The following is a 21796-nucleotide window of genomic DNA, read 5'->3' as shown; positions in this document are numbered from 1 at the left end:
TCGTAACGGCGAGCAGGGGCGAGAGCTCGCCGCGCTGGGCTTCGGCAAGGAAGGTGGCGATCAGGCCACGCTGTGTGTTCTGCGGCTCCACCGCTCAGGGCCCCGGCAAAGTCGCGATTCGTCCCCATTTGTGCCGATGGTCAGGGTCGGGTGGGAGTCGTTTCTCTTGGCTAGGCCGCGACCGCGACCCGGGTGCCGAGCGCGAGGCCGGCCTCGCGCTCGTGAGTGGCCCGGTGGCCGGCCGGGTCGGTGTGGTCGGCGGGCATGCCTAACCACTACGATCCCGGCCGAGCGAGCAGTTCGCTGGCCGTATCGCCGATCCCTCCTGGCCAGACACGTGGGAGACGCATGCCAACAGGTCGCGCATGGCGCCTGCGGATCATCGCCGTCCTGGCCGGCAGCTTCATCGTCGGCGTCGTGATGGCAGGCATCTTCGACGTGGGCGCTGAGTTTGCCGGCTGGGCCCCTGGGACGGACGAGGGGCAGGGCACTGACATGATGGCCGCGTTCATCTTCATAGTGTTCTGGTGGGGAAGCGCATGGCTTTTCTACCGCTGGTGGAAGATAGAACCGCCGCCGGGAAAGGCGCCGCCATGGCGGAGCCGTGGCAGGCCGACCGTGCCGCCGGACGAGTGGGGGAAGCCTCTGCCTCCCCCGACAGACGGCGCTGGCGGTCAAGACGACGTCTGACTACTGGGTGTTGGGTTGACAGCGTCCTTGCCGCAGGGATACGCGCGGCTCGGTGCTGGCGATGCGACGGCGATCTGGGCCGTAACGATCCCGTACCGTTGGCCTGCCAGCATCAGCCCGCGCCAGCCCGACCGCGCCGAGGACCAGACGGTGAAGCTGCACGCCCGCACCAGGACCCATGCCTGCCTGGTCGTTGTGGCTGGCCACCTTCGGCTGCTGTGCCGCCGGGTTGCTGGTGACCCTGGCGTTGACCCGGCCGCTCACCCCCGGCGTGCTGGCCGAGGGCGCCGCCTACGCGCTGGCCTATCCGCTCGGCTACGCCACCATCGGGCTGGTCTTGAGCCGGCGGCGGCCGGCCAACCCGATCGGCTGGCTGTATGCGGCTCTGCGCCCACCGGTGAGGAGAACGACGCGTGCGGCTGGCCTTCTAGCGGAGTGAGGTTCAGAACCGTTCTAGCATGGCGGCGCCCCGGGCGGGATCCTGCAGCAGCATCCACCAATGGCCAAGCCCGGCCAGCTCGGCCACGCTCGCGCCGGCCTGGCGGGCGGCATGCCGAGCGACCTCGGCCGACAGGAACGGCTCCTCGGAGGGAACCACCACCAGCCCGGGGGCTGGCACGTCGCGGAACTCCGGCGCCCATTCGCGGCCCACCTCCACCGCCGACCGGTACAGCGCCAGGATGCAGCCGACCATCGTGGGGTCTTCACCGGCCGTGGCGACGGCCTGGTCGTGGGGACGCCGAACTGCTCCAACATCCCGGCCCGCTCCTGGACCGGCTCGGCGAGCCCTGTCGATGAAGGCCTCGCCCGCGCCGGGCGTCTGCCAGGTCTTGGCGAACTGGTGCCACTGGAAGTCGGCGTGACCAAGACCGGCCGCGTCCGTCACCCAGGAGCGGACCAGCTCAGGGCGGAGACTGACCAGCCGGACCACAAAGCCCCCGCCCCAGTCGTGGCCCACCAGATCCACCGGGCCGTCGGCACCCAGTCGTTCCACCTGTGGACGGCCAGGCGGCTGACGCGGCCGCCTACCTGCTTACCAGCTTCCCTGCCAGCGCTGCGGTGATGGGTTCGCCGGGGTAGCCGCGCACGGCAACGGCGGCACCTGCCACGATCTCCCGCTGGCGCCGCTGGAGCGCAGGGCGGCCGATCAGGCGCTGCCGCCCGCATGACGATCTCCACCGCCTCCCCGGGTGGCGAATCCTCCCGAGCGGTCCAGCACGTGCGTCGTGACGAAGGCGTAGCTGTGCCAGTGGATGCCGGTGGATAGGGTGGAACCTCCCCGGATGGACCGCTGGGGGGCCGACGGTGGCCTGGTTTGCCCATGCGTTGGTCGTCACCCGGTACTGCCACCCGGCAACTGCGACCGCTCCGACGCGGCGCTGTCTCCGAGCACAACGCTCCTGGTGAGCCGGTGTCTCCATCGGCGCGCCGAGATTGGCCGGTGGGTGCCCTTGCCGGTTGTCGTTACCCGAGCCGGCGGGATCACCGCGCATAGGCGCTGGTCATCGCCAGTTTGCCTATCGTCGTCCCAGGGGTGACGGTAACGCATGGCCAAATCCACTACCAGCAGAAACGCGTCGTCGGCTGGTCCTCGCGGGTGGGTTTGCGGTCGACGGTGGCCGTGATCGGCTCCTAGAGGAGCGCGCTCGAGTGCTGGGGTTCGAGGGCCTACACGGATACCTGCAGGCCCCGGCGCGTGTCAACCTTTCTGAGGCAGGCCTGTGGGGCAATCACTGTGTCGTCGTGGTGTTCTCCTTGGGCTCGTTGATCCAGACTGCCGTGGGCAGCGCCGGTGGTTGGGGTGGCTTGCGGACAAAGCGCTCTGGGTGCTCGGCGTAGGCGGCGGTGAGCACGTCAGCCCGCCGGGCCCGCACCACCTCGGCGCGGCCGTAGTGGACGTCGGCGGGGGTATGGAACCCGATACCTGAGTGGCGGTGCTCGTCGTTGTACCAGCGAAAGAACCGGCCACAGAAGGCGTGGGCGTCCTGGAAGCTGCCGAACCGATCGGGGAACTCGGGCCGGTATTTCATGGTGCGGAACTGGCTCTCGGAGTACGGGTTGTCGTTGGAGCAGTGCGGCCGGGAGTGCGACTTGGTCACCCCGAGGTTGGCGAGCAGGAACGCGACGGGCTTGGCGGTCATCGGCGAGCCACGGTCGGCGTGGATGGTGAGCTGGCCTGGGATGATGCCCTGCTTGGTGGCGGTGTCGGCCAGCAGGGCCTGGGCGAGGTCGGCGTTCTCGGCGTGGGCCAGCATCCAGCCGGGCACGTAGCGCGAGTAGATGTCGAGGATCACGTACAGGTAGTAGTAGGTCCACTTGACCGGGCCGAGCAGCTTGGTGATGTCCCAGGAGTAGACCTGGTTGGGCTTGGTGGCCAGCAGCTCAGGCTTCTTGGCCGCCGGGTGGGTGCCCTGCCGGCGGCGCTCGTGGACCTCGTCGTGGGCGCGCAGCACCCGGTACATCGTCGGCACCGACGCCAGGTAGACGCCCTGGTCCAGCAGCTTGGCGTAGACCGTGGCCGGTGCCTCGTCGACGAACTCCTCGGAGTTGAGCACTCGGCGAAGCTCCTTGCGCTCGACCTCGCTGAGGGCACGCGGCTGGGGAGACGACAGCTGCTCGGGACGCTTGGGGGGCGGGCTCTGGCGGTGGCGGCGATACCAGCGCGCCTGCGCCTCGCCGACCGCCGCACACGCGCCACGCACGCCCACGACCGCGGTCAGCTCGGCGACGGCCTGGTCGATCATCTCGTCTCGCCCTGCTGGGACTCGGTCACGCTGTCGGTGGCGAGCTGCTCCAACAACGCTGAGAGCTTTCCCTGGACCTCGATCACCTTGCGGGCCTTGTCGAGCTCGCTGGCCAGGCGCTGGTTCTCCCGACGCAGCCGGGCGACCTGCTGGTCGCGGGGATCGGCGGGCTGGCGTCCCGCCGGCTTGCCCAGCGCCGCCAGCGCACCACGGTCACGCTGCTTGCGCCACTCGGAGATCAGCGAGGTGTACAGGCCTTCGCGCCGCAGCAGCGCGCCCTTCGAGGCCTTGTCCAGTCGCTCGTACTCCTCCAGGATCCGCGCCTTGTAGCTGGCCGAGTACCGCCGCGGACCGCGGGCGCGCTCGGGAACCTCGGGGTCCGGCTCGGTCATGTCATTCGTGGTCCCAGACTGGGCACGCGCGTCCAGAGAACGATCGGTCGTCGTAGTCACCCGGGGAACTCCCTCCCCGCCCTCTCAGCTCAATGATTCAGCAGCTCGATCTGCCTCGCTGGAGGCTGACACAGAGGGCCCGCTGCGACACCGGCCACAGCATTCCCCAGATCGCAGCGGAGCTTGGGGCGCGCGACTGGCAGGTGCAGGCGGCGTTGGCGCGGTCCGGGGTCCGGCTGGCGCCTCGCCCGCAGCGGCTGGCAGCGCAGCGGCGGCGGCACACCGAGGAGCGGATCGCCGCCCGCGTGGCCGCGCTGGGCTTCTCCGACGTGCAGGCCTACCTGGTCGACCGGGTCGTCAAGCAGGGGTGGCTGCTGGCCGATGTGGCGGCTGAGCTGGGCGCGCATCGGCTGACGGTGCGGCGGCTGCTGGACCGCTCAGGGATCCGTCGGGTGCGGCGCACCCCCGCCGAGCGGGCGGCGGCCGATGAGGGACGTCGGGTGCAGGCGGTGGGCTGGCAGGCGCGGCGGGCGGCGCGGCTGGCGGAACTGGGCTTTGCGGACCTGGCGACCTACCTGCGGGCACGCCATGTCGAGCAGGGGTGGTCGGTGAAGCGGATGCGGGCCGAGCTTGGGGTTGGCCGCAGGTGGCTGGTGGGGGAGTTGGCTCGGCTGGGGCCGCGACCCCGACTGGGGGGTGACCGCACGGATGCTGGGTGAACGGCGGGCCGCACGGTGCTGCGGGAAGGTCTTGCGCTCGGCGTTGCTCCGGCTCACGGGTTCGAATCCTGGCACGGGCCTAATAGATGGGACTGGGCGCGACCGGCGACTTGGACTGCGAGCTGACTGTCGATGGCGGTATCGAAGCTCTTGCGGATCCGCACGTCCGCGTGAGGTTGTTGATCCGCGGGGTGCCTGATCGGCTGGTGAACGAGAAGTGAATGAGAGTGTCCGCGATGGTCCGTGCGCTCTAACGTATGGAGCGGCAGCGTGAAGAGGGGGCTGAGCAGAGGCTTCATTGCATGGTCCCCTTGACCGGGACTGTGCGGCTCCGTTTGTCTGATTGGAGTGGCAATGGACGAGGACCGAGCCCTTGAGCTGCTCCAGCTCGCTGAGCGGGCCGAGCCCCACCTGTACGGCCCGGACCAGCGAGCGTGGCGCGCTCGGCTGAATGAAGCGGCGGATGAGCTCAGCCGGGCGCTTGGATTGTTCCTCGACCACGGCAATGGTGATGCCGCGCTGCGGCTGGCGGGGGCGCTGCGCCTGTTCTGGATGGACACTGGTCGGGTGGACCAGGGCCGAGGGTGGCTTGGTGCCGCCCTTGCTGCGCATGACGGCAGCTCCAGCTTGGCTCGGGTTCGGGCCCTTGTCGCTGCGGGAGAGCTTGCGTTCCGGCAGGGCGATCAGGCGGCCGCCCGGTCGTGGACCACCCAGTCGCTGGAGCAGGCGCAGCTCCTCGGGCACCCTTGGACGGTGGCGTTGGCCCACACCAACCTGGCCCGGATCGCGTTGCGGGATGGCGACGCGGGTGCTATCCAGCGCCACGCCCAAGCTGGGATCGAGGCGTCGGGGGAGGATCTGTACGCGCGCAGCCGGGCGGTGCACATGCTCGCCTGGGCCGCTCACACCGCTGGCGACCTGGCGCGGGCCCGGGCGCTGTTCGTGGACAGCCTGGAGCTTCGTCGGCGGCTGGGCGACCGGCTGGGGCAGGCGGTCGAGCTGAGCAACCTTGGTGATCTGGCCAGGGGCGCGGGCGAGGCTGGGGCTGCTGGGGAGCTGCTGCTGGGGGCGTTGGAGATCGCGGCCGAGCTGGACAGCCGCTACCTGCTTCCGGGCCTGTTGGCATCGCTTGCGGTGCTGGCCGGCGAGCGCGGTGACCTGGAGCGGGCGGTGCGGCTGCTTGGGGCGTCGCAGGCGTCCTATGAGGCGGCGGGGCTGGTCCCCGATCCGGTCGATGCCGATGATCCCGATCGGATGCGGGCGGTGGCCCTGGACCGTCTGGGGGCCGATCGGTTTGCGCGGCTGTGGGAGGAGGGCCGGCACCTGTCGCTGGATCGGGCGGTGGCGCAGGCGCGGGGCGTGGCCGGGTGATCGAGCGTGCGGGCGTAGCCGGCAACGCCGTTGCGCAGCCGTCCAGCGCGGCTGGCCTTGATCTGGGGTAATGGGTTACCGGGTTCGGCGGTGGCTGCCGGTGGGATGGTCGGCGATCAGCTCGGCCAGATGCTCCAGCAGGTGGGGTGGGCCGCCGATGCCATGCTCGGCGAGCAGCCGATCGTCTTCCAGGTCGCCGGCGGCGGCGTGGAACCCGGCCCCGGTGGCATCCATCACCACGGTGGCAGTGTCGTCGATGACCCCGGCGACGGTGATGCGGTAGCGCACCCGCGGGCGGGGGTGAGACGACAGACGATGGTTGGCGGAACTCGGCGAGAGGTAGCACTCGTTCGACAACCAAGATCACGGCACCAATCGGGGGGTTTCAGCCCGTGGATGGACCATATACTCAGGATCGCCGAAGCTGTCGCTCCCATACCGCTGGACCTCCCACAGCGTGAGAACGTCGTTTCGCTTCAGCTCGCTGGGCAGGAGCTGTCGGTCATCGGCATCCATCAGGCGCGTGTCATCGACCTGGGTCACCCGACCGGCTCCTGCCGCGGCACCGGCGGCTGACTCGGCCTCTCCAAGCCAGTGGGCGGGCCGGTCGTCTCTGCGTGATCGACGACGACGGCCGGCATCGGCTGCTCGTTCACCGAGAGCCTGAACACGTCGGGCCTCGCGTAGTGACCGACAACGTCGAAGTCGTACTTCCCCTCGGCGATCTTGCCCAGGTCCAGCTCGGCGCGCAGGATCGCCTCGCCGTCGACCTCGGGCCCCGCGAGAATCTCGCCGAGCGGCGAGACGATCATCGACGCGCCACGGCACAGCACCGCATCCCGCTGGTGGTCGCCCTCAATCGGATACTCCTCCGGGTAGTCACAGCGACGCACGAACTGGTTGGCCGACAGCACGAAGCACCGCCCCTCGCACGCGATGTGCTGCATCGTCGCCACCCAGGAGTCACGCGAATCGGCCGTCGGGGCGCACCAGATCTGGATGCTCTTGGCGTACATGCTCATCCGGAGCAAGGGCATGTAGTTCTCCCAGCAAATGACCGCGCCCAACCGGCCCAGCGGCGTCTCGAAGACCGGCAGCGTCGACCCATCGCCCATCCCCCACACCAGCCGCTCCGCCCCGGTGGGCATCAGCTTGCGGTGCTTGCCCAGGTACGCGCCGGAGGGCGCGAAGAACAACGCCGTGCAATACAGCGTCCCGACGTCCCGCTCGATCACCCCGATCACCATGTGGACCCCGTGCTCAAGCGCGATCGTCCCCAGTCGATCGACCACCGGGCCCGGAACGTCGACCGACGAGTCCCAGTAACGGCGGAACCAGGCCCGCCCCTGCGGTGTCCTGGAGCCCACCGTCGCGCCGAACGTCAGCCCGCGCGGATAGCACGAGACGAACGCCTCCGGAAACACCACCAGGTCGGCCCCGCCCCCCGCGCACTCGGCCGTCAACCGCTCGACCTTCGCGAGCGTCGCCTCGACATCGAACGCGACCGGCGCAGCCTGCACCGCCGCCGCGTTCACCCTCCCGCCGGATATCATCACGATGCCTCCCGGCCGCGTCGACGCCGTCCGCTCTGAGCAGACAAGTCTCCCGCAGCACCCGGGATCGGGCAACCAGCCACAGTCCGGGACACCTCTGCGACGGTGATCGATACCTGACCCTGACCTGGCGCATCGTCGCAGGTCCCGTTGTTCGTTGCGAGCGATAGCCTCGCGGGACTGCCGAGCTGGGTGAGTGAGGGTGTCTGTGATGCTCTGTGCGTCCTGACATTGACGGGGACCAGACCATAGGCAAGGTGCTCACGCCTGCCTGGAGGTCTGGTCCCCTTGTCATACTGTCCGCGCTCGTCGCTGCCCGCCGACGTGCTGGCCTGGCTGGCCGGTCGCCTCGCCCACCTGCACCCTGCGCGCCCGCCCGGCCAGGGCGGCACCCCGCCACTGTCGCTGGAGGTCCGCCTGGACGCGGTTGCCGCGGTCATCCTGGACGGGCTGTCGTACCGGCGCGCCGGGCGCATGGTCGGGATCTCCAAGACCGAGGTCGGCGACAGCGTGGACCTGCTGCTTGGCCCGCTGGCCACCCTCGGGTTCTGCCAGCCCGATGGGACCTTCATCACCACCCTGGCCGACCTTGGCCGCTGGCTTGGGGAGATGGCCGAGGTCGGCGAGGCGGTCTGCGTGGACGGGCTGGCCACCCGGGTGCAGCGGCCCCGAGGGTGGGCCAACCAGAAGGTCCTGTACGACTGCAAGCGGCACGCTCACACCGCCCAGGGCCTGGCGGTGTCGACCATCCACGGCGAGCTGTTGTGGGTGGATGGTGGCTGGCCGGGAAGCTGCCACGAGCACGAGCTCATCCAGCTGTCGGGGCTTGGTGAGGTGCTGGACGGCGTCGAGGTCGCCAGCCTGCTGGACCGGGGGTTCCGCGGGCTGGCCAAGGCGCGCCAGCACTGGTATGCCCCGGTTGGGGACCGCCGCACCAAGGACCGCCTCAGCGACGCCCAGCGGGCGTTCAACCGCCTGCAGGCTGGGCTGCGCGCGCTGGTGGAGCAGGCGATCGCCCATCTGGCCAACGCCTGGGCGCTGCGCCGCTGGCGCGGGCTGCTGTGCCGCGTCCGGGACGTCTACCGCGCCGCCGGCGCGCTGGTCTGCCTGGGCCGCTGGCTACATCGAGTCCCCACATGACAAGAGCATCACGGACACTCTCAATGAGCACGGCGCTGCGATCGACCACGCTTTGGTGGCGGGTGCGGCGCCGCATCGGGCCGCAGCACTCTGTTGTCCGCTGCCCCGCTGGCGGCCGACGGATCCGACGGCGGTGCGGTCCGGGCGGTGGGGCTGGTGGGTGCGGGCCTGCCGGTTCAGGAAGCCGCACGGATCTGGAGGTGCACCCGGCGGCGGTGCGCCGCCGGGTCTGGCATGCGCCTGGCGCCAGTGGGGACCGCCGTGGGGCCTGACCCGGTCGGCCAACCCTGAGCTCCCTTGTGATCGCGATGAGGGCCGGAATAGCGCCGATGGACATGTCGACCGGTGCCGACGGCGGTACTCCCCGAATTCGCCCGACTGCTCGAGGGCGTCCATCATCACTCCCGGCGCCGGGTCAGACAGCCGTTCCCGTTCACCGTTCAGTGGGTCGGCCAGGACTCCGGAATTCCTCACCGTACCCGCCGCATCTGGACCATCCGCTTAGCGGGCCTACTGCGGATGGTCGCTCCGTGGTGCCGCTGGCGGGGTCGGGGTGGTTGTGCTGGCCGCCTGCCAGGTGGCGAGCACGGCAGCGCGGACCTGGGCGGCGGGCCGCCGTGGCGGCGAAGCTGGCGGCGCCGGCCAGGTGGGCGGCCTGCCGGGTGTGGTCGCTGTCGAACACCGAGTGGACCACCACCCAGACGGTGGGCTGGGCGCCGGCGATGCGCGTGGTCGCCTGCAGGCCGTCAAGGCCGGACACGCACGTCGATCAATCACCGCTCTGTCGGGCTGGAGTCGTGCGGCCATGGCGACGGCCTGCAGGCCGTCGGCGGCTTCGCCGATGACCGGCAAGCCATTGTCCTCCAGCAGGCCGCGCAGCGCCGCGCGCGTGGCCACCGCGTCATCGGCGAGCAGCACAGGTGGCGGCGGGGTGGGCTCGGTTGCCGGATTGGGTGGCCGGGCACCGCCGGATCGCCCCGGTCGGGCTGTCGGCGACCGGCCGGTTGGCCTCCGGCTGGCGGGCCGCCAACCGCACGGCGAGCCCGCGACGAAGTGGTTCGGCGACTGATACGCAACCCTGAGCAAGGACAGAGTCGGCCTCATCGACCGGCGCGCAGAGCGGCCCGTCGACCGGCCCCAGGGCACCGCACCCAGCACTCGCTCGACCCGACGGCATGTCGTCACGCTGGCCCAGGGATTCCGCCGACCCGACCGCGCCTGGCGCGGCATGATGGGGACGGCAACGACCCAGGAGGGAAGTGTGATGGTCGACTACGACGGGTCGACGGCGCTGGTCGTCGTCGACGTGCAGAACGACTTCGCCGATCCCAAGGGCAGCCTCTACGTCGCCGAGGGTGAGCGGGTCGTGCCGCTGGCCAACCGCGAGATCGGGCGGGCGCTTGTGGCGAGCGCCCCGGTGGTCTACACCCAGGATTGGCATCCCGCCCAGACGCCGCACTTCCAGTCGGGCGGGGGCGTGTGGCCCGAGCATTGCGTCCAGCACAGCTGGGGTGCCAGCTGCACCCGGACCTGCGGATCGTCGGCGAGGTGGTCCGCAAGGGGCAGGGGGGCGAGGACGGCTACTCGGGCTTCACCGTTCGCGATCCGGTGACCGGGGCGCAGAGCGCGACGCCGCTGGAGGGGCTGCTGCGGCGCCGCGGCATCCGCCGGGTGGTGGTGGTGGTGGTGGGGCTGGCGACCGACTACTGCGTGAAGGAGACCGCGCTGGACGCGGTGCGGCTGGGGTTCGACACGGTCGTTCTGGGCGGGCTGGTGCGGGCGGTCGATCTGCAGCCGGGTGACGGGGAGCGGGCGCTGGAGGCGATGCGGGCGGCCGGGGCGCGCGTCGAGCAGCCGGCGTAGTGGATCTACCCGGGCGAGATCGTCTGCCTGCTTGGCGGCAACGGAGCGGCAGGTCGACCACGCTCAGGACCGTCCTGGGCATGGTGGCGCCGAGCCAGGGCGAGGTCGTCTACGAACGGCGAGCGGATCAGCGGCCGTTCGACCACGGAGATCGTGGGTCAGCGTCGGTAGGTGCCGACCAGCTCCGACATGCTGTTGTCCGACGAGGCCGTCGCGCTGCTCAGCAGACCTCGCGCGGCATTCCTCTGGACGACCAGGGGCCGGGAAGGCGCACGCCGGGCATACTTGACCGACGCTTTAGGACCGAGGAGGCGCGATGACCGAACGCTACGGGTACGGCGACGAGCTGCGCGGCCAGTGGCCCGCCGGGCGTGGGGCGGTCACCGAGCGGCAGGGGGAGGACGAGGAGGGCCGCGAGATCGACCTCACCGACCAGGCCCAGGTCGAGGACGCCGATCAGGACGCCGAGCGGATGCGCCAGGTCCACGACGAGGAGGAGCCGAGCGGCGGGCGCGAGCCCATCGGCGCCGTTCGGGCCGGCCAGCGGGTGGCCCCGGCGGCCGAGGGTGAGCCGGTGGCCCCGTCCCGCTCGCCGTCCACCTCCATCTTTGCGGTGGACGAGCGGCGCGAGCCGGAGGTCGGCGAGCGCACCCAGGCGACCATCCCGCCGGTCGGCAAGCAGCGGGTGGAGGAACCGCCGCTGGCCGAGTCGCTCACCACCGGGTCGATCACGGTGGTCGAGCCGGTCCGGCCGGAGCCGGCCCGGGCGCCCGCCCCGGCCGCGACCGGCCCGACCGCGCTGCTCGCCTGGCTGGACGCCGAGGGCGTCCGCCGCCGCTTCCTCGACATCCAGGCCAGCTTCGTGGACGAGCCCCGCCAGGCGGTCCAGGAGGCCGGCCGCTTCGCCGACGAGCTGGTGCAGCAGGTGATCGAGGCTCTACAGGCCCAGCGCGGCCAGCTGCAGGGCACCGTGGCCGAGGGCGACACCGAGCAGCTCCGCCTCGCCCTGCGCGGCTACCGGCAGTTCGTCGACCGCCTGCTCGGCCTGGCCCGGTAGCGCGAAGAGGGCGAGGAGGCAGGCCATGAAGAGCAGCTGTCAAGGCCGTCTACGGCGCCTCGCACACCATCTCGCTGGCCGAGGCCAGGCACGTCTACCAGAAGGGTGTGGGGCGGCTGCTCGTCGGCGCGGGCCAGTCCGGTACGGTTGCGCTGTCGGCGGAGGCGGCCGCCTATCTCAAGCGCCACCGCTGCCAGATGCAGCTGCTGCCCCACGCCGGAGGTGATCGGGCCTGGAACCAGGCCGAGGCGCGGTGATCGGCCTGCTCCACGTGACCTGCTGCGACGGTAACCGCCCGCCTCGGGGCGCTCCAGGCGAGCTCCGTCGCAGCGTAGGGGCCTTGCCGCACCGAGGTCGCGGCCGACACGCCGAGCCCTGCGACGCGGCGAGGTCCCTGCGGTGGTTGAGCCGGCCGCGACCTTGGCGGGCTCGGGCCTCAGGGGTCCTCCTCGATCGTCACCAGCCGCGCCATGGACGGGTGGGCGGCGTGGGAGCGGTACACCATCTCCTGGATCGCCACGGAGCTCGGGGTGCGCGACTGGCATGTGCAGGCGACGCTGGCGCGGTCCGGGGTGCGGCTGGCGCCCCGTCCGCAGCGGCTGGCGCGGTAGCGGCGCGGGTACACCGAGGAGCGGATCGCGGCCCGCGTGGCCGCGTTGGGCTTCGCCGATGTGCGGGCCTACCTGGCGGATCGGGTCCTGGAGCGGCGGTGGCTGCTGGCCGATGTGGCCGCGGAGCTCGCGGCGCATCGGGTGACGGTGCGGCGGCTGCTGGACCGTTATGAGATCCGCCGGGTGCGGCGGATGGCCGCAGAGCGGGCGGCATCCCAGGCGGGGCGCAGGGTGCAGGCGGTCGGGTGGCACGCGCCGGGCGGCGCGGCTGGCGGAGCTCGGCTTGCGGGTCCGCGCCTCGGTCGAGCACGTAGGCGCAAGCGCGGTGGTGGTGGTGGTGGTGGTGGACCGAAACCCGGGCGCGGGCTGCGGCTGGCGCTTCGCGAGCCGCGGCCGGAGGGTGTCGGAACCCGGACCGCGCGCCAGGCTGGGGCAGGCGCCAGCCGGTCGTTGCGTCTGCTCTGGCCACGGCCATCGGACCGGGGTCGGGGAGGGACTGACTACGGCCGGGTTCGGGGAGGTACTGCTTACGTCCGGATCCGGCCGGTCCGTGCCTGCGCCTTGGGGTGCGCCCCGGGGGGCGCGGCCGGCAGGGCGCCCCGCTCCAGCAGGGCGAGGAAGGCGTCCACGACGTCGGGGTCGAACTGGCGGCCTCGTTGCGCGGTGATCTCGGCCACGGCCCGGTCGGCCGGCCAGGCGTGCTTGTAGGGGCGGTCGTGGGTGAGGGCGTCGAAGACGTCGGCGACGGTCACGATCCGGCCGCTGAGCGGGATGCGCTCGCCTTTGAGGCCGTGTGGGTAGCCGCTGCCGTCCCAGCGTTCGTGGTGGGTCAGGGCGATCTCACGGCCCAGTTGCAGGACGGGGACTGGACTGTCGGACAGGATCCGGCCGCCGATCAGGGTGTGGGTCTTGACGTGTTCGAATTCTTCTGGGGTGAGCTTGGCGGGTTTGAGTAGCACCACGTCGGAGATGCCGATCTTGCCGATGTCGTGCAGCGGGGCCGCTTGCCGCAGGCGCTGGACCTGCTGGTCGGGCAGCCCGAGGGCCGCGGCCAGCCGGGCCGAGACCTCGCCGACCCGCAGGGTGTGCTGGTGGGTGTCGTCGTCGCGGTATTCGGCGGCCAGCGCCAGCCGCTGGAGGATCTCGTTGCGGGCGTCCTCGAGCTGGGCGGTGCGGTCATAGACGCGCTGCTCGAGCGCCTGGTTATGGCGGCGCAGCTCCAGGTGCAGCCACCGGGTCTCCAGCAGGTTGCCGCTGCGTAGCAGCACCTCGGTGGCGTCGAACGGCTTGAGCAGGAAGTCGTTGGCGCCACCCGACAGCGCCTGCTCTGGCCTGGGTCGACATGTCGGCGGTCAGCACCAGGATCGGCAGGTAGGTCCCCTCGGGGATCACCTGGCGTAGCTGGGTCATGACCGCCAACCCATCCAGGTGGGGCATGGCCAGGTCGAGCAGGACCAGGTCGGGGTCGAACCGGGCGAAGATTGCCAGGACTTGGCCGGGGGTCGGTGGTGGCGGTGTGGTTGCGGTAGCCGGCTTGGTCGAGGATGCGTTCCAACAGGAGCACGTTGGCCGGCTCGTCGTCGACGATGAGGATGCGGGCGTCGCCCGGTGCCGGTCCCATGGCTAGCGCCGGGCCGCCTGGAGCAGCTGGTCGACGACCTCCAGGAACCGGGTGACGTCCAGCGGCTTAGTCAGGTACTGCCTGGCGCCGGCCGCGAGCAGCCGCTGGATCTGCCCGGGGGTGGCGTCGGCGCTGAGGACCACAACGACCGGCAGGTGAGCGGTGTGCGGGTCGGCTTGGAGGCGTCGCAGGACCTCCTCGCCGCCGATGTCGGGCAGGTGCAGGTCGAGCAGGATCAGGTCGGGCTGGTGCTGGCGTGCCAGGCCGTGGACGAGCTGGCCTTGGGTGGCGGTGAGCAGCCGCACCCCGCCCCGCTGGCCGAGCAGGCGTTCGACCAGGCGCAGGTTGGAGGGGTTGTCCTCCACGTACAGCACGGTGTGCTCGGGTCCGGCATGGTGGTCGTGGACCGGTGCGGGCCGTGCCGATAGGTCCCGCTGGTAGCGCTCGAGCGGGTCCTCGGCGACAGCCAGCTCGAGGGTGAACGTGCTGCCCTGGCCCTGGACGCTGTGCGCGGTGAGTGTGCCGCCCATCGCCTCCGCAAGGCCCTTGGACAACGCCAGGCCCATGCCGGTGCCTTGGATGTCGGTGTGCTCGGCACCCAGGCGGTCGAAGGGGGTGAACAGCCGCTGCAGCTTGTCGGCAGGGATGCCCGGGCCGGTGTCGTGCACGAGGATGCGGTCCGGCCGTCGGCGGCGGCCTTGCAGGCGAAGCCGATGCTGCCGCCATGGCGGTTGTACTTGACGGCGTTGGAGGCCAGGTTCAGCAGGACCTGCCTGAGCCGCTGCCGGTCGGCCTGGACGACCCCCGCGCAGCCCTGCTCGGACGGGGCCTGGATGCGGATCTCCCGTTCGGCGGCCAGGGGCCGGATGAGGTCGATGGTCTCCTTGAGCAGCTCGTACACGTTCACCGCCTCCGACGACAGCGCCAGGCTCCCGGTCTCGATGCGGGAGATGTCCAGGACCTCGTTGATGAGCCCGAGCAGGTGCCGTCCGCCGTTCAGGATCTGCTGCACGCACTCCTCCTGCCCGGGCTCCAGGCCGTCCATCTTCAGGACCTGGCTGAACCCCAGGATGGCGTTGAGTGGGGTGCGCAGCTCGTGGCTCATGCGAGAGGAACTCACTCTTCGCGCGGTTGGCCCGCTCGGCCTCCTGCTTGGCTCGCTCGGCTTCCTCGGTGGCTCGGTCATGGTCCAGTGAGGTCTTCAGGCGAACGATGATGGCGCCCATGACCAGCCCGATCCCGAGGAAGAAGCCGAGTCGGGCCGTCCAGTCCAACAGCTGCTGCTGTGCACCGGTGGGCACGTCAAGGGGCAGCAGCGGGCCAGCGAGCAGGCCTGCCGCCACGGCCGTGGCAGCCGCTCCGGCGAGACCGAACCGCGCCGCCGCAAGCAGGACCGGAACATAAAACCAGTGCGGAGGGACACGGCCGGCTCCGCCGAGTGCGTAGCTTGTAACCCACGACACACCGAGCAGCACGGCGACGACGGCGAGGCCACGGCCGCGGGAGGAGGCCCCTTGAGCCCCGATGGCTCTGGCCGTCCACTGCCGGTCTCGGTGCTGGCGGTGGGGGCCCGCTGCGTCATCTCTCCCGACATCGGCCATGTCTCCTGGGTCGGAAGTGCAGCAGGCCCGCTTGAGAGGGTGTCCCGGGTCCGACGCTCGTATCGATGTCAAGCGGCACTGTTGCATCTGGCGATCACCGCCTTCGACGTCCCCCACTGGGGTCCGGAAGGTCACGTCGCGCAAGTTGGTGTCATAACCAGCGCCGTCGGTGCGCCTATGCGACCTGTAGCTCCTTTCCGGTCGTCGGGTTGGTGGTGAGCTCGGCCATCGAGGCCTCGCTGAGGTAGCGGCGGTTGACCAGCCACGTCGTTCTGCTCCAACAGCAGACTGCCCGCCAGCCGCAGCAGCGCGGCGTCGTTGGGGAACACGCCCACCACATCGGTGCGTCGGCCGATCTCGCGGTTGACCCGCTCCAGCGGGTTGGTAACTGGTATGAAAGGCGGTGGATGCCGCCTGCGCCCACGGATCGGCTGCTGGTGGTCGCCGGCGAGCTGAGGAGTACGGTGCGACCGTCCGGGACAGGGGCATCCGGGAGCAAACGCAGGTTTGGGCAGGCCGGTGATCGTTCGATGGGCTGCGAGCCCGAGTTAGTACATGGCCGCCCCTGCGACTCGCCCGGCTGCGCTGCGAGCGCGGATCCGTAGGTGTCGTTTGGCCCACCTGTGCTCCCCAGCCAGCAACCCTTGCAGGTGAAGGAGGAGCGGGATGCGACGATGCATCGGGCTGGACGTCCACCGCGAGTTCGCCCAGGTCGCCATCTGGGAGGACGGCGTGGTGTGGCAGGCGGGCCGGATCCAGACCACCCCGGAGGCGCTGCGGCTGTTCGCCGACAGCCTGTGCGCCAGCGATGAGGTGGCCCTGGAGGCGACCGGCAATACCTATGCGATCGCGCGGCTGCTGGAGCGCCACGTCGGCCGGGTGGTGGTCTCCAACCCGCAGAAGACTCGGGCGATCGCCGAGGCCAAGGTCAAGACCGACAAGGTCGACGCGGCGGTGTTGGCGGGGCTGCTGGCGGCCAATTACCTGCCCTCGGTGTGGCTGCCCGACGACCAAATGCACGCGCTACGCCGTCAGGTCACCCGCCGCGCGCATATCGTGCGGCAGCGGACCCGGCTGAAGAATCAGGTGCAGTCGATCCTGCACCGCAACCTCATCCCGCGCTGCCCGGCCGCCGACCTGTTCGGTAACAAGGGCCGCGCGTGGCTGGCCACCCAGGACCTGCCCCAAGACGAGCACCAGGCAGTCGGGGCGCTGCTGCGCCAGCTCGACTTCCACGGCCAAGAGCTGCGGATCGTCGACGCCGAGCTCGGCCGGGTGGCGCTGGAACGCGCCGAGGTCCGCCGGCTGCTGACCATCCCGGGCGTGGACGCCACCGTAGCGCTGGCGATCGTGGCCGCGGTCGGCGACTTTCAGCGGTTCTCCTCCCCGCAGCGGCTGGTGAGCTATCTGGGTCTCAACCCGCGCGTGCGCCAGTCCGGCGGCCAACCAGCCCAGCACGGCCGGATCACCAAGCAAGGCCGCGCCCACGCCCGCGGCATGCTGGTGGAGGCCGCCTGGGCCGCGGCCAAGACCCCCGGGCCGCTGCGCGCCTTCTACGAACGCGTCCGCGCCCGGCGCGGCATGCAGGTCGCCGTGGTGGCCACCGCCCGCAAGCTCGCCACACTGTGCTGGCACCTGGTGGTCGGCGAGCAGGACTATGCCTTCCAGCGACCCTCGCTCACCGACAAGAAGCTCCGGGCGCTGGAGCTGCGCGCCGGCATGCCGCCCCGGCGCGGACGCAAGGGCACCGCGGCCGCCTATTCCCTCAAGGAGGTCCGCCGGCGCGAGCGGGCGCTCACCGAGCAGGCCGAGGTCGCCTACCGCCAGCTCGTCGCCGGCTGGCAACCCAAGCGGCCAGCGACCAAGCCCCGATGACGACCTGATAGCAAGGGGCGTGGCCGCCACCACTGGGCCGCGACGTTTGGGCCCTCAAGGGGCAAGCTGCGCGGCAGGGCTTCCAGCCCCACGACCCTGCTCTTGGCTCCGGGGTCGACCACGCCCGACCAGGAGGCTAACCCCGTCCCAGCCGGCCGACAATGCCACACAGGCCTTGAAACTTTCATCCGTGCTGCGCAGCTTGGAGTGGTGGGCGGCCGGGAAGGCGTAGAAGGCCAGCAGGTCGGGCTCGGCCTCCAGCAGCAGCCGGGCGACCTTCGGCACCCGGCCCTCCAGATGGGCGACGGTCTTGCCCAGCAGCCGCTGGGCCTCCTCGAGGTTGCCGGCGCGGAAGATCGGTCGGATCGCGGCGCCGACCAGCTGCTGCAGATCCTTGGGGCAGTGTCCGAGGGCGTCGCGCAGGAAATGGACGGTGCAGCGCTGCCACGGCGCACCCAGCACCTGGGCGATCGCCTGTTTGAGGCCCTCGTGGGCGTCGGAGACCACCAGCTGCACCCCGGCAAGGCCGCGGCGGACCAGCGAACGCAGGAACTCCCGCCAGAACGCCTGGGTCTCGGCAGCACCACATCCACGCCGATGACCTCGCGTTGGCCGCCATGGTCCACGCCGTAGGCGACCACCAGCGCTCGGTGCTCGACCCGCCCGCCGGCCCGCACCTTCTCGACCTTGGCGTCCAGCCACAGGTACGGATAGGCGCCGTCCAAGGGCCGCTCCCGGAACGCGGTGACCTGCTCGTCCAGCCCACCGCACAACCTAGACACCTGGTCCTTGCCGATTCCGGCCAGCCCGAGGGCCTCCACCAGCCGGTCGACCTTGCGGGTCGACACCCCGTTGACGTAGGCCTCCTGGACGACCGCGACCAGCGCCTGCTCGCTGCGCCGGCGCGGCTCCAGCAAGCTCGGGAAGTACGACCCGGAGCCCAGCCTGGGATGGCCAGCTCGATCGAGCCGACCCGGGTGTCCCAGGCCCGCTCCCGGTAGCATTGCGGCGCGCCACCCGGTCGGGATGGCGCTGGCCGTAGCCGGCGCCGGCGCGCTGGGAGACCTCGGCCTCCATCAGCTGCTCGGCCAACCAGCACACGGCCTGCCGCAACACGTCGGCGTGCTCGTCGGCCAGCACCTTGCCGACCAACTCGCCCACGCTCATCCTGCCACGTCGGTCATCGCGGTGCTCCTCTCGTTGGAACCAAAGCACCGACGATTCTCAAAGCCCGCGGTGGCCGACCTACCGGCAACCCTCACCAGCCAGTGACACCACAAGACGCGACGCTACTGTCCGGAATGTCGCCGACGATACTCAAGATTGGTCGTTTTGGGTGGTTATCACGACCTCTGGGTGGGAGGCGGACTCCACTTTGCTACTCGCCAGCGACGTCCTTGGCCCAGATGCAACAGCCCCCCCTTGAGGGGGACCAGGTCGCGGTGGTGGTCTGCCGGGCACGCCCGCGCCGGGTGGTTAGGCACGGGCGTGGCAGGCTACGAGCGTGCCGAGCAGGCGTTCTTGCCCATGCTGTACGGGTGCCTCTACCGGTTGCGGCTGACCCGGGTTGTCGCGGCACGGTGGTGCCCTTGACAGGGAAACCTCCTGGTCGGCGCCGGTTCGCGAGGTTGTCCAGGGCCGTGCGGGTGAGCATGTCTTGCCCATCGTCGTCGCCTCGGCTCGGCGGATCACGGTGGAAACGCGCTGGTCAACGGATTTGCCTGTCGTCGTCGGAGGGGGCACCGCTATGGGCAAGACTCGGATGTCGACTGCAGCCCACGAGCAGGCGCTGAGGATGGAGGCTGGCTTCTCCGTCGGATCGACGGACACCTTCCTCGACAAGGCGATGCAGTGAGGTCGAGGAGACGCCCTGTTGGGGCACCGGAGGGGCACAGCAGGGCAGCGTGGACCCAGGGTGGGGCATCTGCCCCTGGTGTGCCCCTGATTCGCCCTCGCGCATGCTATAGGTCGCGCACTTCACGCCCGCCACCTGATCGTCTAAAGAGTCGGCGCAACGAGGCCTTCAATCTCGGTGTTGGCCTCGCGATCCCGACCCGTTCCTGGTCTCGGGGTGGAACGGCCGGTAGAGAGTCCTTCAGGGCCACGCGGTTCTGCGCGCTCTCGGCCTGCCGCGCCTTCTCGGCCTGCTGCTCGATCCTTGCGAGCACAGACTGAAACTCGGCAACCCAGGCCAACGTCTCGTTCTCAACCTCGTGGAGGACGGCCGCGCCGAAGACCTTTATTCGCTGCAGCAGCTCCATGCACTGGCCGGATGTAACGGGGGAGTCTCGTAAGGTTGCGTTCATGATCGCCCAGTCCATCTGGAACTCAAGCAAGAGACGCTGCAGCGCCATGGAGGTCGTCAGATAGCGCATCCAGGCAGAGGAGAAACCGAAGAACCGGTCGAGGCCGACACAGGCAGCGGCGAGGGCGAGCAACACGTAGCCCCACTCGGCGCCGACGGCCTTCACGCCGCTGACACGGAGCAGCGGGACTAGGCCACCCGCAGCCGTCAGAATGATCGTCAGGAATCGGAGGACACGCGACCACCGCGCCTTGGAGCGCTTGTCGCGCACGTACCAGTTAATGGCCTCGAGAGCTTGAGACTCGACGTGCACGTATAGCATCTGGATCGAGGGCATGGCAGCAGACGACGGCCAAGAGAGCGGAGGGAGCCTTCTACCGGTGAGGTCGTTGGCCAGGGCCTCGGCAAAGTGCGGGCTTGTCTCGTTGGTGATGGTCGCGCACGTTCGCCCTTGACGGGCAGAGCCGCACAGGGAGTAGGTTCGCCACGGAACACCCGCCGTGGAAGGACCGGGCCATGGAAGGCGCCAGTCGAACCGCGATCATGACCGCACAGTTCCGCGCAGCCCACGCCCTGGTGGATCCCGATCCGATCTTCGAGGACAGGTTCGCGCTGGCGCTGGCCGACTGCTCTGCGGCCGACGTCAGGGAGTTCTTGGCGGCGAACGCCCCGGACTCGTGCGCGCACGTGGTGCGCCTGTTCGTGTGCCAGCGTTCGCGGTTTGTGGAGGAGGAGGTTGAACGCGCCGTCGGCAACGGCGTGGCCCAGTACGTCGATCTCGGCGCCGGTCTGAACTCGTTCGCCTGGCGCCGGCCCGAGCTGATGGCCGGGCTCGCCCTGTTCGAGGTCGACCACCCGGCCACGCAGGCATGGAAACGCGCACGGCTCACCGCCACGGGACTGGCCTGTCCGCCGAACCTGCAGTTTGTGGGCGTCGACTTCAGGGCCGCCGATACCCTCGGCGAGCGCTTGACCGCCGCCGGCTTCGACCCCGCGCGAGCGTCGATCTGGTCCTGGTTGGGCGTCATCCAGTACCTACCGCTTGCGGCCGTGCAGTCCACGCTGCGCGCGGTGGCGGGGTTGGCTGCGCCAGGATCGAAGCTAGTAGCTTCCTACGGGGTCCCCGACGAGCTGATGGACCCCGCCTCAAGGGAGTTCACGGAGCTGACCCGCGCGTTCACGGCCCGAATCGGCGAGCCGCAGATCACCTGGGTCGCGCCAAGCGACATCGAGGCGGTCGCACGGGCGGCTGGCTGGCCGCGCGTGCGCAGCGTGGATCCTTCGTCGTTCGCGCCATGGTTTGCCGGACGGACCGACGGGCTGGCACCCGTGAGGGCCGAGTGGCTGCTCGTCGCCGAGATGGGGACACCGTAGGACCAGCCAGGCATGCCGGCGACGCACCTCCGGGTAACTCCCACCTGGGTGCGACGCCGGTACTGGCATCCGCTTCAGGAAGGAGCGCGAAGCTATGTCCACTGAGGAGAACAAGCAGCTTGTGCTGCACTGGAAAGAGGAACTCTGGGGCAGGAGGAACTTGAACGTCGTCGATGAACTTTGCGGTCCGGACTACGTCGGCCGTATCAGTGGTGTCCCTGGACCAGTCCAAGGCCGGGAGGCACTCAAGCAACTGATTGCCTCCTACTTCGCCGCCTTCGATGTCGATGACACGCCAGAATTCCTCGTCGCAGAGGGCGACATGGTGGTCATCCACGATACCTATCGGTTTAAGCACAAAGGTGAGTTCCAGGGCATTCCAGCAACTGGGAAGGAGGCCAGCATCACCGGTACCGACATCTACCGGATCGCCGAAGGCAAGATCGTGGAACAGTGGGTCGAAGGCGACCTGCTTGGCCTCATGCAACAACTCGGCATCCTCCCCACGCCAGGCCACGGCGAAAGCTAGCCTCAGTTTTTCACGAGGGCGCGTGAGGTGGTTGGCTGAATCGGCAAGGTGCCCTCTGAGCTGGGAGAATGCGGCTGTCTGAGGTCGCATCACCGGCTGAGGAGGGCAACCTTGCGGGTGCAGGCCTCCATCGAAGTGATGTGATGTCCGTTTCATGCGTGTGCCAGGCCAAGGATGGCGAGCGGCCGGGCTGGGTCGCGGCCGGTATGATGCCCCTTATCTGTGGCGGGACTCTCGGTCAACGTGTAATCCCGAGGGTGTGCTGCTGTTTGGTTGCTGGCTAGGCACGGCGAACTGAGCCGAGGGTCAAGATGGAGCGCCCGCAGCGCAGCGAGGACGAACGATCTTGAC

General features: G+C 70.1%; 24 protein-coding genes and 1 pseudogene. 14 read left to right on the top strand and 11 right to left on the bottom strand.

Annotated elements, in window-relative coordinates:
- Positions 1 to 348: 348 nt before the first annotated feature.
- Positions 349 to 690 carry a hypothetical protein gene (locus VG276_02905; GenBank protein HEV8648359.1) on the top strand — a complete coding sequence of 114 codons (342 nt, stop codon included), beginning with the start codon at positions 349 to 351 and terminating at the stop codon, positions 688 to 690.
- Between the two features lie 178 nt (positions 691 to 868).
- The gene (locus tag VG276_02900) at positions 869 to 1129 is read left to right on the top strand and encodes a hypothetical protein (protein ID HEV8648358.1); all 261 of its coding nucleotides are present in this window, start codon (positions 869 to 871) and stop codon (positions 1127 to 1129) included.
- 3 nt (positions 1130 to 1132) lie between these two features.
- Here VG276_02900 and VG276_02895 read toward each other — a convergent pair whose 3' ends face one another.
- Together VG276_02895 and VG276_02890 are read right to left on the bottom strand one after the other, a co-directional pair.
- A complete protein-coding gene (locus tag VG276_02895) occupies positions 1133 to 1684 on the bottom strand; it encodes an alpha/beta hydrolase (protein HEV8648357.1) in 552 nt (183 codons plus the stop codon).
- Between the two features lie 736 nt (positions 1685 to 2420).
- Positions 2421 to 3826, bottom strand: a protein-coding gene (locus tag VG276_02890; GenBank protein ID HEV8648356.1) for an IS3 family transposase whose coding sequence is annotated in 2 segments (ribosomal slippage) — positions 2421 to 3505 and positions 3505 to 3826 — 1407 coding nt in all. Because the reading frame shifts where the segments join, the coding sequence is not laid out codon by codon here.
- A gap of 215 nt (positions 3827 to 4041) precedes the next feature.
- Between VG276_02890 and VG276_02885 the strand changes: the two genes are divergently transcribed.
- Positions 4042 to 4545: a hypothetical protein gene (locus tag VG276_02885; GenBank protein HEV8648355.1), complete on the top strand. Its 504-nt coding sequence runs from the start codon at positions 4042 to 4044 to the stop codon at positions 4543 to 4545.
- 354 nt (positions 4546 to 4899) lie between these two features.
- Positions 4900 to 5916 (top strand): hypothetical protein, encoded by a 1017-nt coding sequence (locus VG276_02880; protein ID HEV8648354.1) that lies wholly within the window; start codon positions 4900 to 4902, stop codon positions 5914 to 5916.
- A 75-nt stretch (positions 5917 to 5991) separates the two neighbouring features.
- Here VG276_02880 and VG276_02875 read toward each other — a convergent pair whose 3' ends face one another.
- From VG276_02875 to VG276_02865, 3 genes are read right to left on the bottom strand one after another with little or no spacing between them, the layout of a single operon-like run.
- Positions 5992 to 6273 carry a hypothetical protein gene (locus VG276_02875; protein HEV8648353.1) on the bottom strand — a complete coding sequence of 94 codons (282 nt, stop codon included), beginning with the start codon at positions 6271 to 6273 and terminating at the stop codon, positions 5992 to 5994.
- A gap of 6 nt (positions 6274 to 6279) precedes the next feature.
- The gene (locus VG276_02870) at positions 6280 to 6459 is read right to left on the bottom strand and encodes a hypothetical protein (GenBank protein HEV8648352.1); all 180 of its coding nucleotides are present in this window, start codon (positions 6457 to 6459) and stop codon (positions 6280 to 6282) included.
- Positions 6456 to 7469: a nitrilase-related carbon-nitrogen hydrolase gene (locus VG276_02865; protein HEV8648351.1), complete on the bottom strand. Its 1014-nt coding sequence runs from the start codon at positions 7467 to 7469 to the stop codon at positions 6456 to 6458. The genes VG276_02870 and VG276_02865 overlap by 4 nt, the downstream gene beginning before the upstream one ends.
- A 288-nt stretch (positions 7470 to 7757) precedes the next feature.
- Between VG276_02865 and VG276_02860 the strand changes: the two genes are divergently transcribed.
- From VG276_02860 to VG276_02835, 6 genes are all read left to right on the top strand, one after another.
- Positions 7758 to 8609 (top strand): transposase family protein, encoded by an 852-nt coding sequence (locus VG276_02860; protein HEV8648350.1) that lies wholly within the window; start codon positions 7758 to 7760, stop codon positions 8607 to 8609.
- A gap of 1264 nt (positions 8610 to 9873) precedes the next feature.
- Entirely contained in the window at positions 9874 to 10221 is a 348-nt protein-coding gene (locus VG276_02855; protein HEV8648349.1) for an isochorismatase family protein, read from the top strand.
- Complete coding sequence (locus VG276_02850; protein HEV8648348.1) at positions 10116 to 10472, top strand: isochorismatase family protein; 357 nt, start codon at positions 10116 to 10118, stop codon at positions 10470 to 10472. The genes VG276_02855 and VG276_02850 overlap by 106 nt, the downstream gene beginning before the upstream one ends.
- A gap of 316 nt (positions 10473 to 10788) precedes the next feature.
- On the top strand, positions 10789 to 11529 hold the full coding sequence (locus VG276_02845) for a hypothetical protein (GenBank protein HEV8648347.1): 741 nt from the start codon (positions 10789 to 10791) through the stop codon (positions 11527 to 11529).
- A 107-nt stretch (positions 11530 to 11636) separates the two neighbouring features.
- Complete coding sequence (locus tag VG276_02840; protein HEV8648346.1) at positions 11637 to 11786, top strand: hypothetical protein; 150 nt, start codon at positions 11637 to 11639, stop codon at positions 11784 to 11786.
- A 213-nt stretch (positions 11787 to 11999) separates the two neighbouring features.
- A complete protein-coding gene (locus tag VG276_02835; GenBank protein ID HEV8648345.1) occupies positions 12000 to 12140 on the top strand; it encodes a hypothetical protein in 141 nt (46 codons plus the stop codon).
- A 527-nt stretch (positions 12141 to 12667) separates the two neighbouring features.
- Here the strand turns inward: VG276_02835 and VG276_02830 are convergent.
- From VG276_02830 to VG276_02815, 4 genes and pseudogenes are all read right to left on the bottom strand, one after another.
- A complete protein-coding gene (locus tag VG276_02830; protein ID HEV8648344.1) occupies positions 12668 to 13408 on the bottom strand; it encodes an HD domain-containing phosphohydrolase in 741 nt (246 codons plus the stop codon).
- Positions 13344 to 13577: a hypothetical protein gene (locus tag VG276_02825; protein ID HEV8648343.1), complete on the bottom strand. Its 234-nt coding sequence runs from the start codon at positions 13575 to 13577 to the stop codon at positions 13344 to 13346. Before VG276_02825 ends, VG276_02830 begins: the two co-directional genes overlap by 65 nt.
- Positions 13578 to 13763: 186 nt before the next feature.
- Complete coding sequence (locus tag VG276_02820; protein ID HEV8648342.1) at positions 13764 to 14429, bottom strand: response regulator; 666 nt, start codon at positions 14427 to 14429, stop codon at positions 13764 to 13766.
- 1108 nt (positions 14430 to 15537) lie between these two features.
- Positions 15538 to 15748 (bottom strand): annotated as a pseudogene (locus tag VG276_02815) (transposase).
- 280 nt (positions 15749 to 16028) lie between these two features.
- Between VG276_02815 and VG276_02810 the strand changes: the two are divergent.
- On the top strand, positions 16029 to 17237 hold the full coding sequence (locus tag VG276_02810; protein HEV8648341.1) for an IS110 family transposase: 1209 nt from the start codon (positions 16029 to 16031) through the stop codon (positions 17235 to 17237).
- A 54-nt stretch (positions 17238 to 17291) separates the two neighbouring features.
- On the opposite strand, the gene VG276_02805 is transcribed toward VG276_02810, so the two are convergent.
- Entirely contained in the window at positions 17292 to 17939 is a 648-nt protein-coding gene (locus VG276_02805) for a transposase (GenBank protein HEV8648340.1), read from the bottom strand.
- Between the two features lie 955 nt (positions 17940 to 18894).
- Between VG276_02805 and VG276_02800 the strand changes: the two genes are divergently transcribed.
- A complete protein-coding gene (locus tag VG276_02800; protein HEV8648339.1) occupies positions 18895 to 19092 on the top strand; it encodes a hypothetical protein in 198 nt (65 codons plus the stop codon).
- A 106-nt stretch (positions 19093 to 19198) separates the two neighbouring features.
- Here VG276_02800 and VG276_02795 read toward each other — a convergent pair whose 3' ends face one another.
- Positions 19199 to 19939 (bottom strand): SLATT domain-containing protein, encoded by a 741-nt coding sequence (locus VG276_02795; GenBank protein ID HEV8648338.1) that lies wholly within the window; start codon positions 19937 to 19939, stop codon positions 19199 to 19201.
- Between the two features lie 119 nt (positions 19940 to 20058).
- Here VG276_02795 and VG276_02790 point away from each other — a divergent pair, with 119 nt between their 5' ends.
- Both VG276_02790 and VG276_02785 read left to right on the top strand, forming a co-directional pair.
- Positions 20059 to 20916 carry a class I SAM-dependent methyltransferase gene (locus VG276_02790; GenBank protein HEV8648337.1) on the top strand — a complete coding sequence of 286 codons (858 nt, stop codon included), beginning with the start codon at positions 20059 to 20061 and terminating at the stop codon, positions 20914 to 20916.
- A 94-nt stretch (positions 20917 to 21010) separates the two neighbouring features.
- On the top strand, positions 21011 to 21445 hold the full coding sequence (locus tag VG276_02785) for an ester cyclase (protein ID HEV8648336.1): 435 nt from the start codon (positions 21011 to 21013) through the stop codon (positions 21443 to 21445).
- The last annotated feature ends 351 nt before the right edge of the window (positions 21446 to 21796 follow it).

This window comes from Actinomycetes bacterium, assembly GCA_036000965.1.
In the GTDB taxonomy this organism is placed as follows: Bacteria; Actinomycetota; CALGFH01; order CALGFH01; family CALGFH01; genus DASYUT01.
This window is presented reverse-complemented; position numbering and strand designations above follow the sequence as displayed.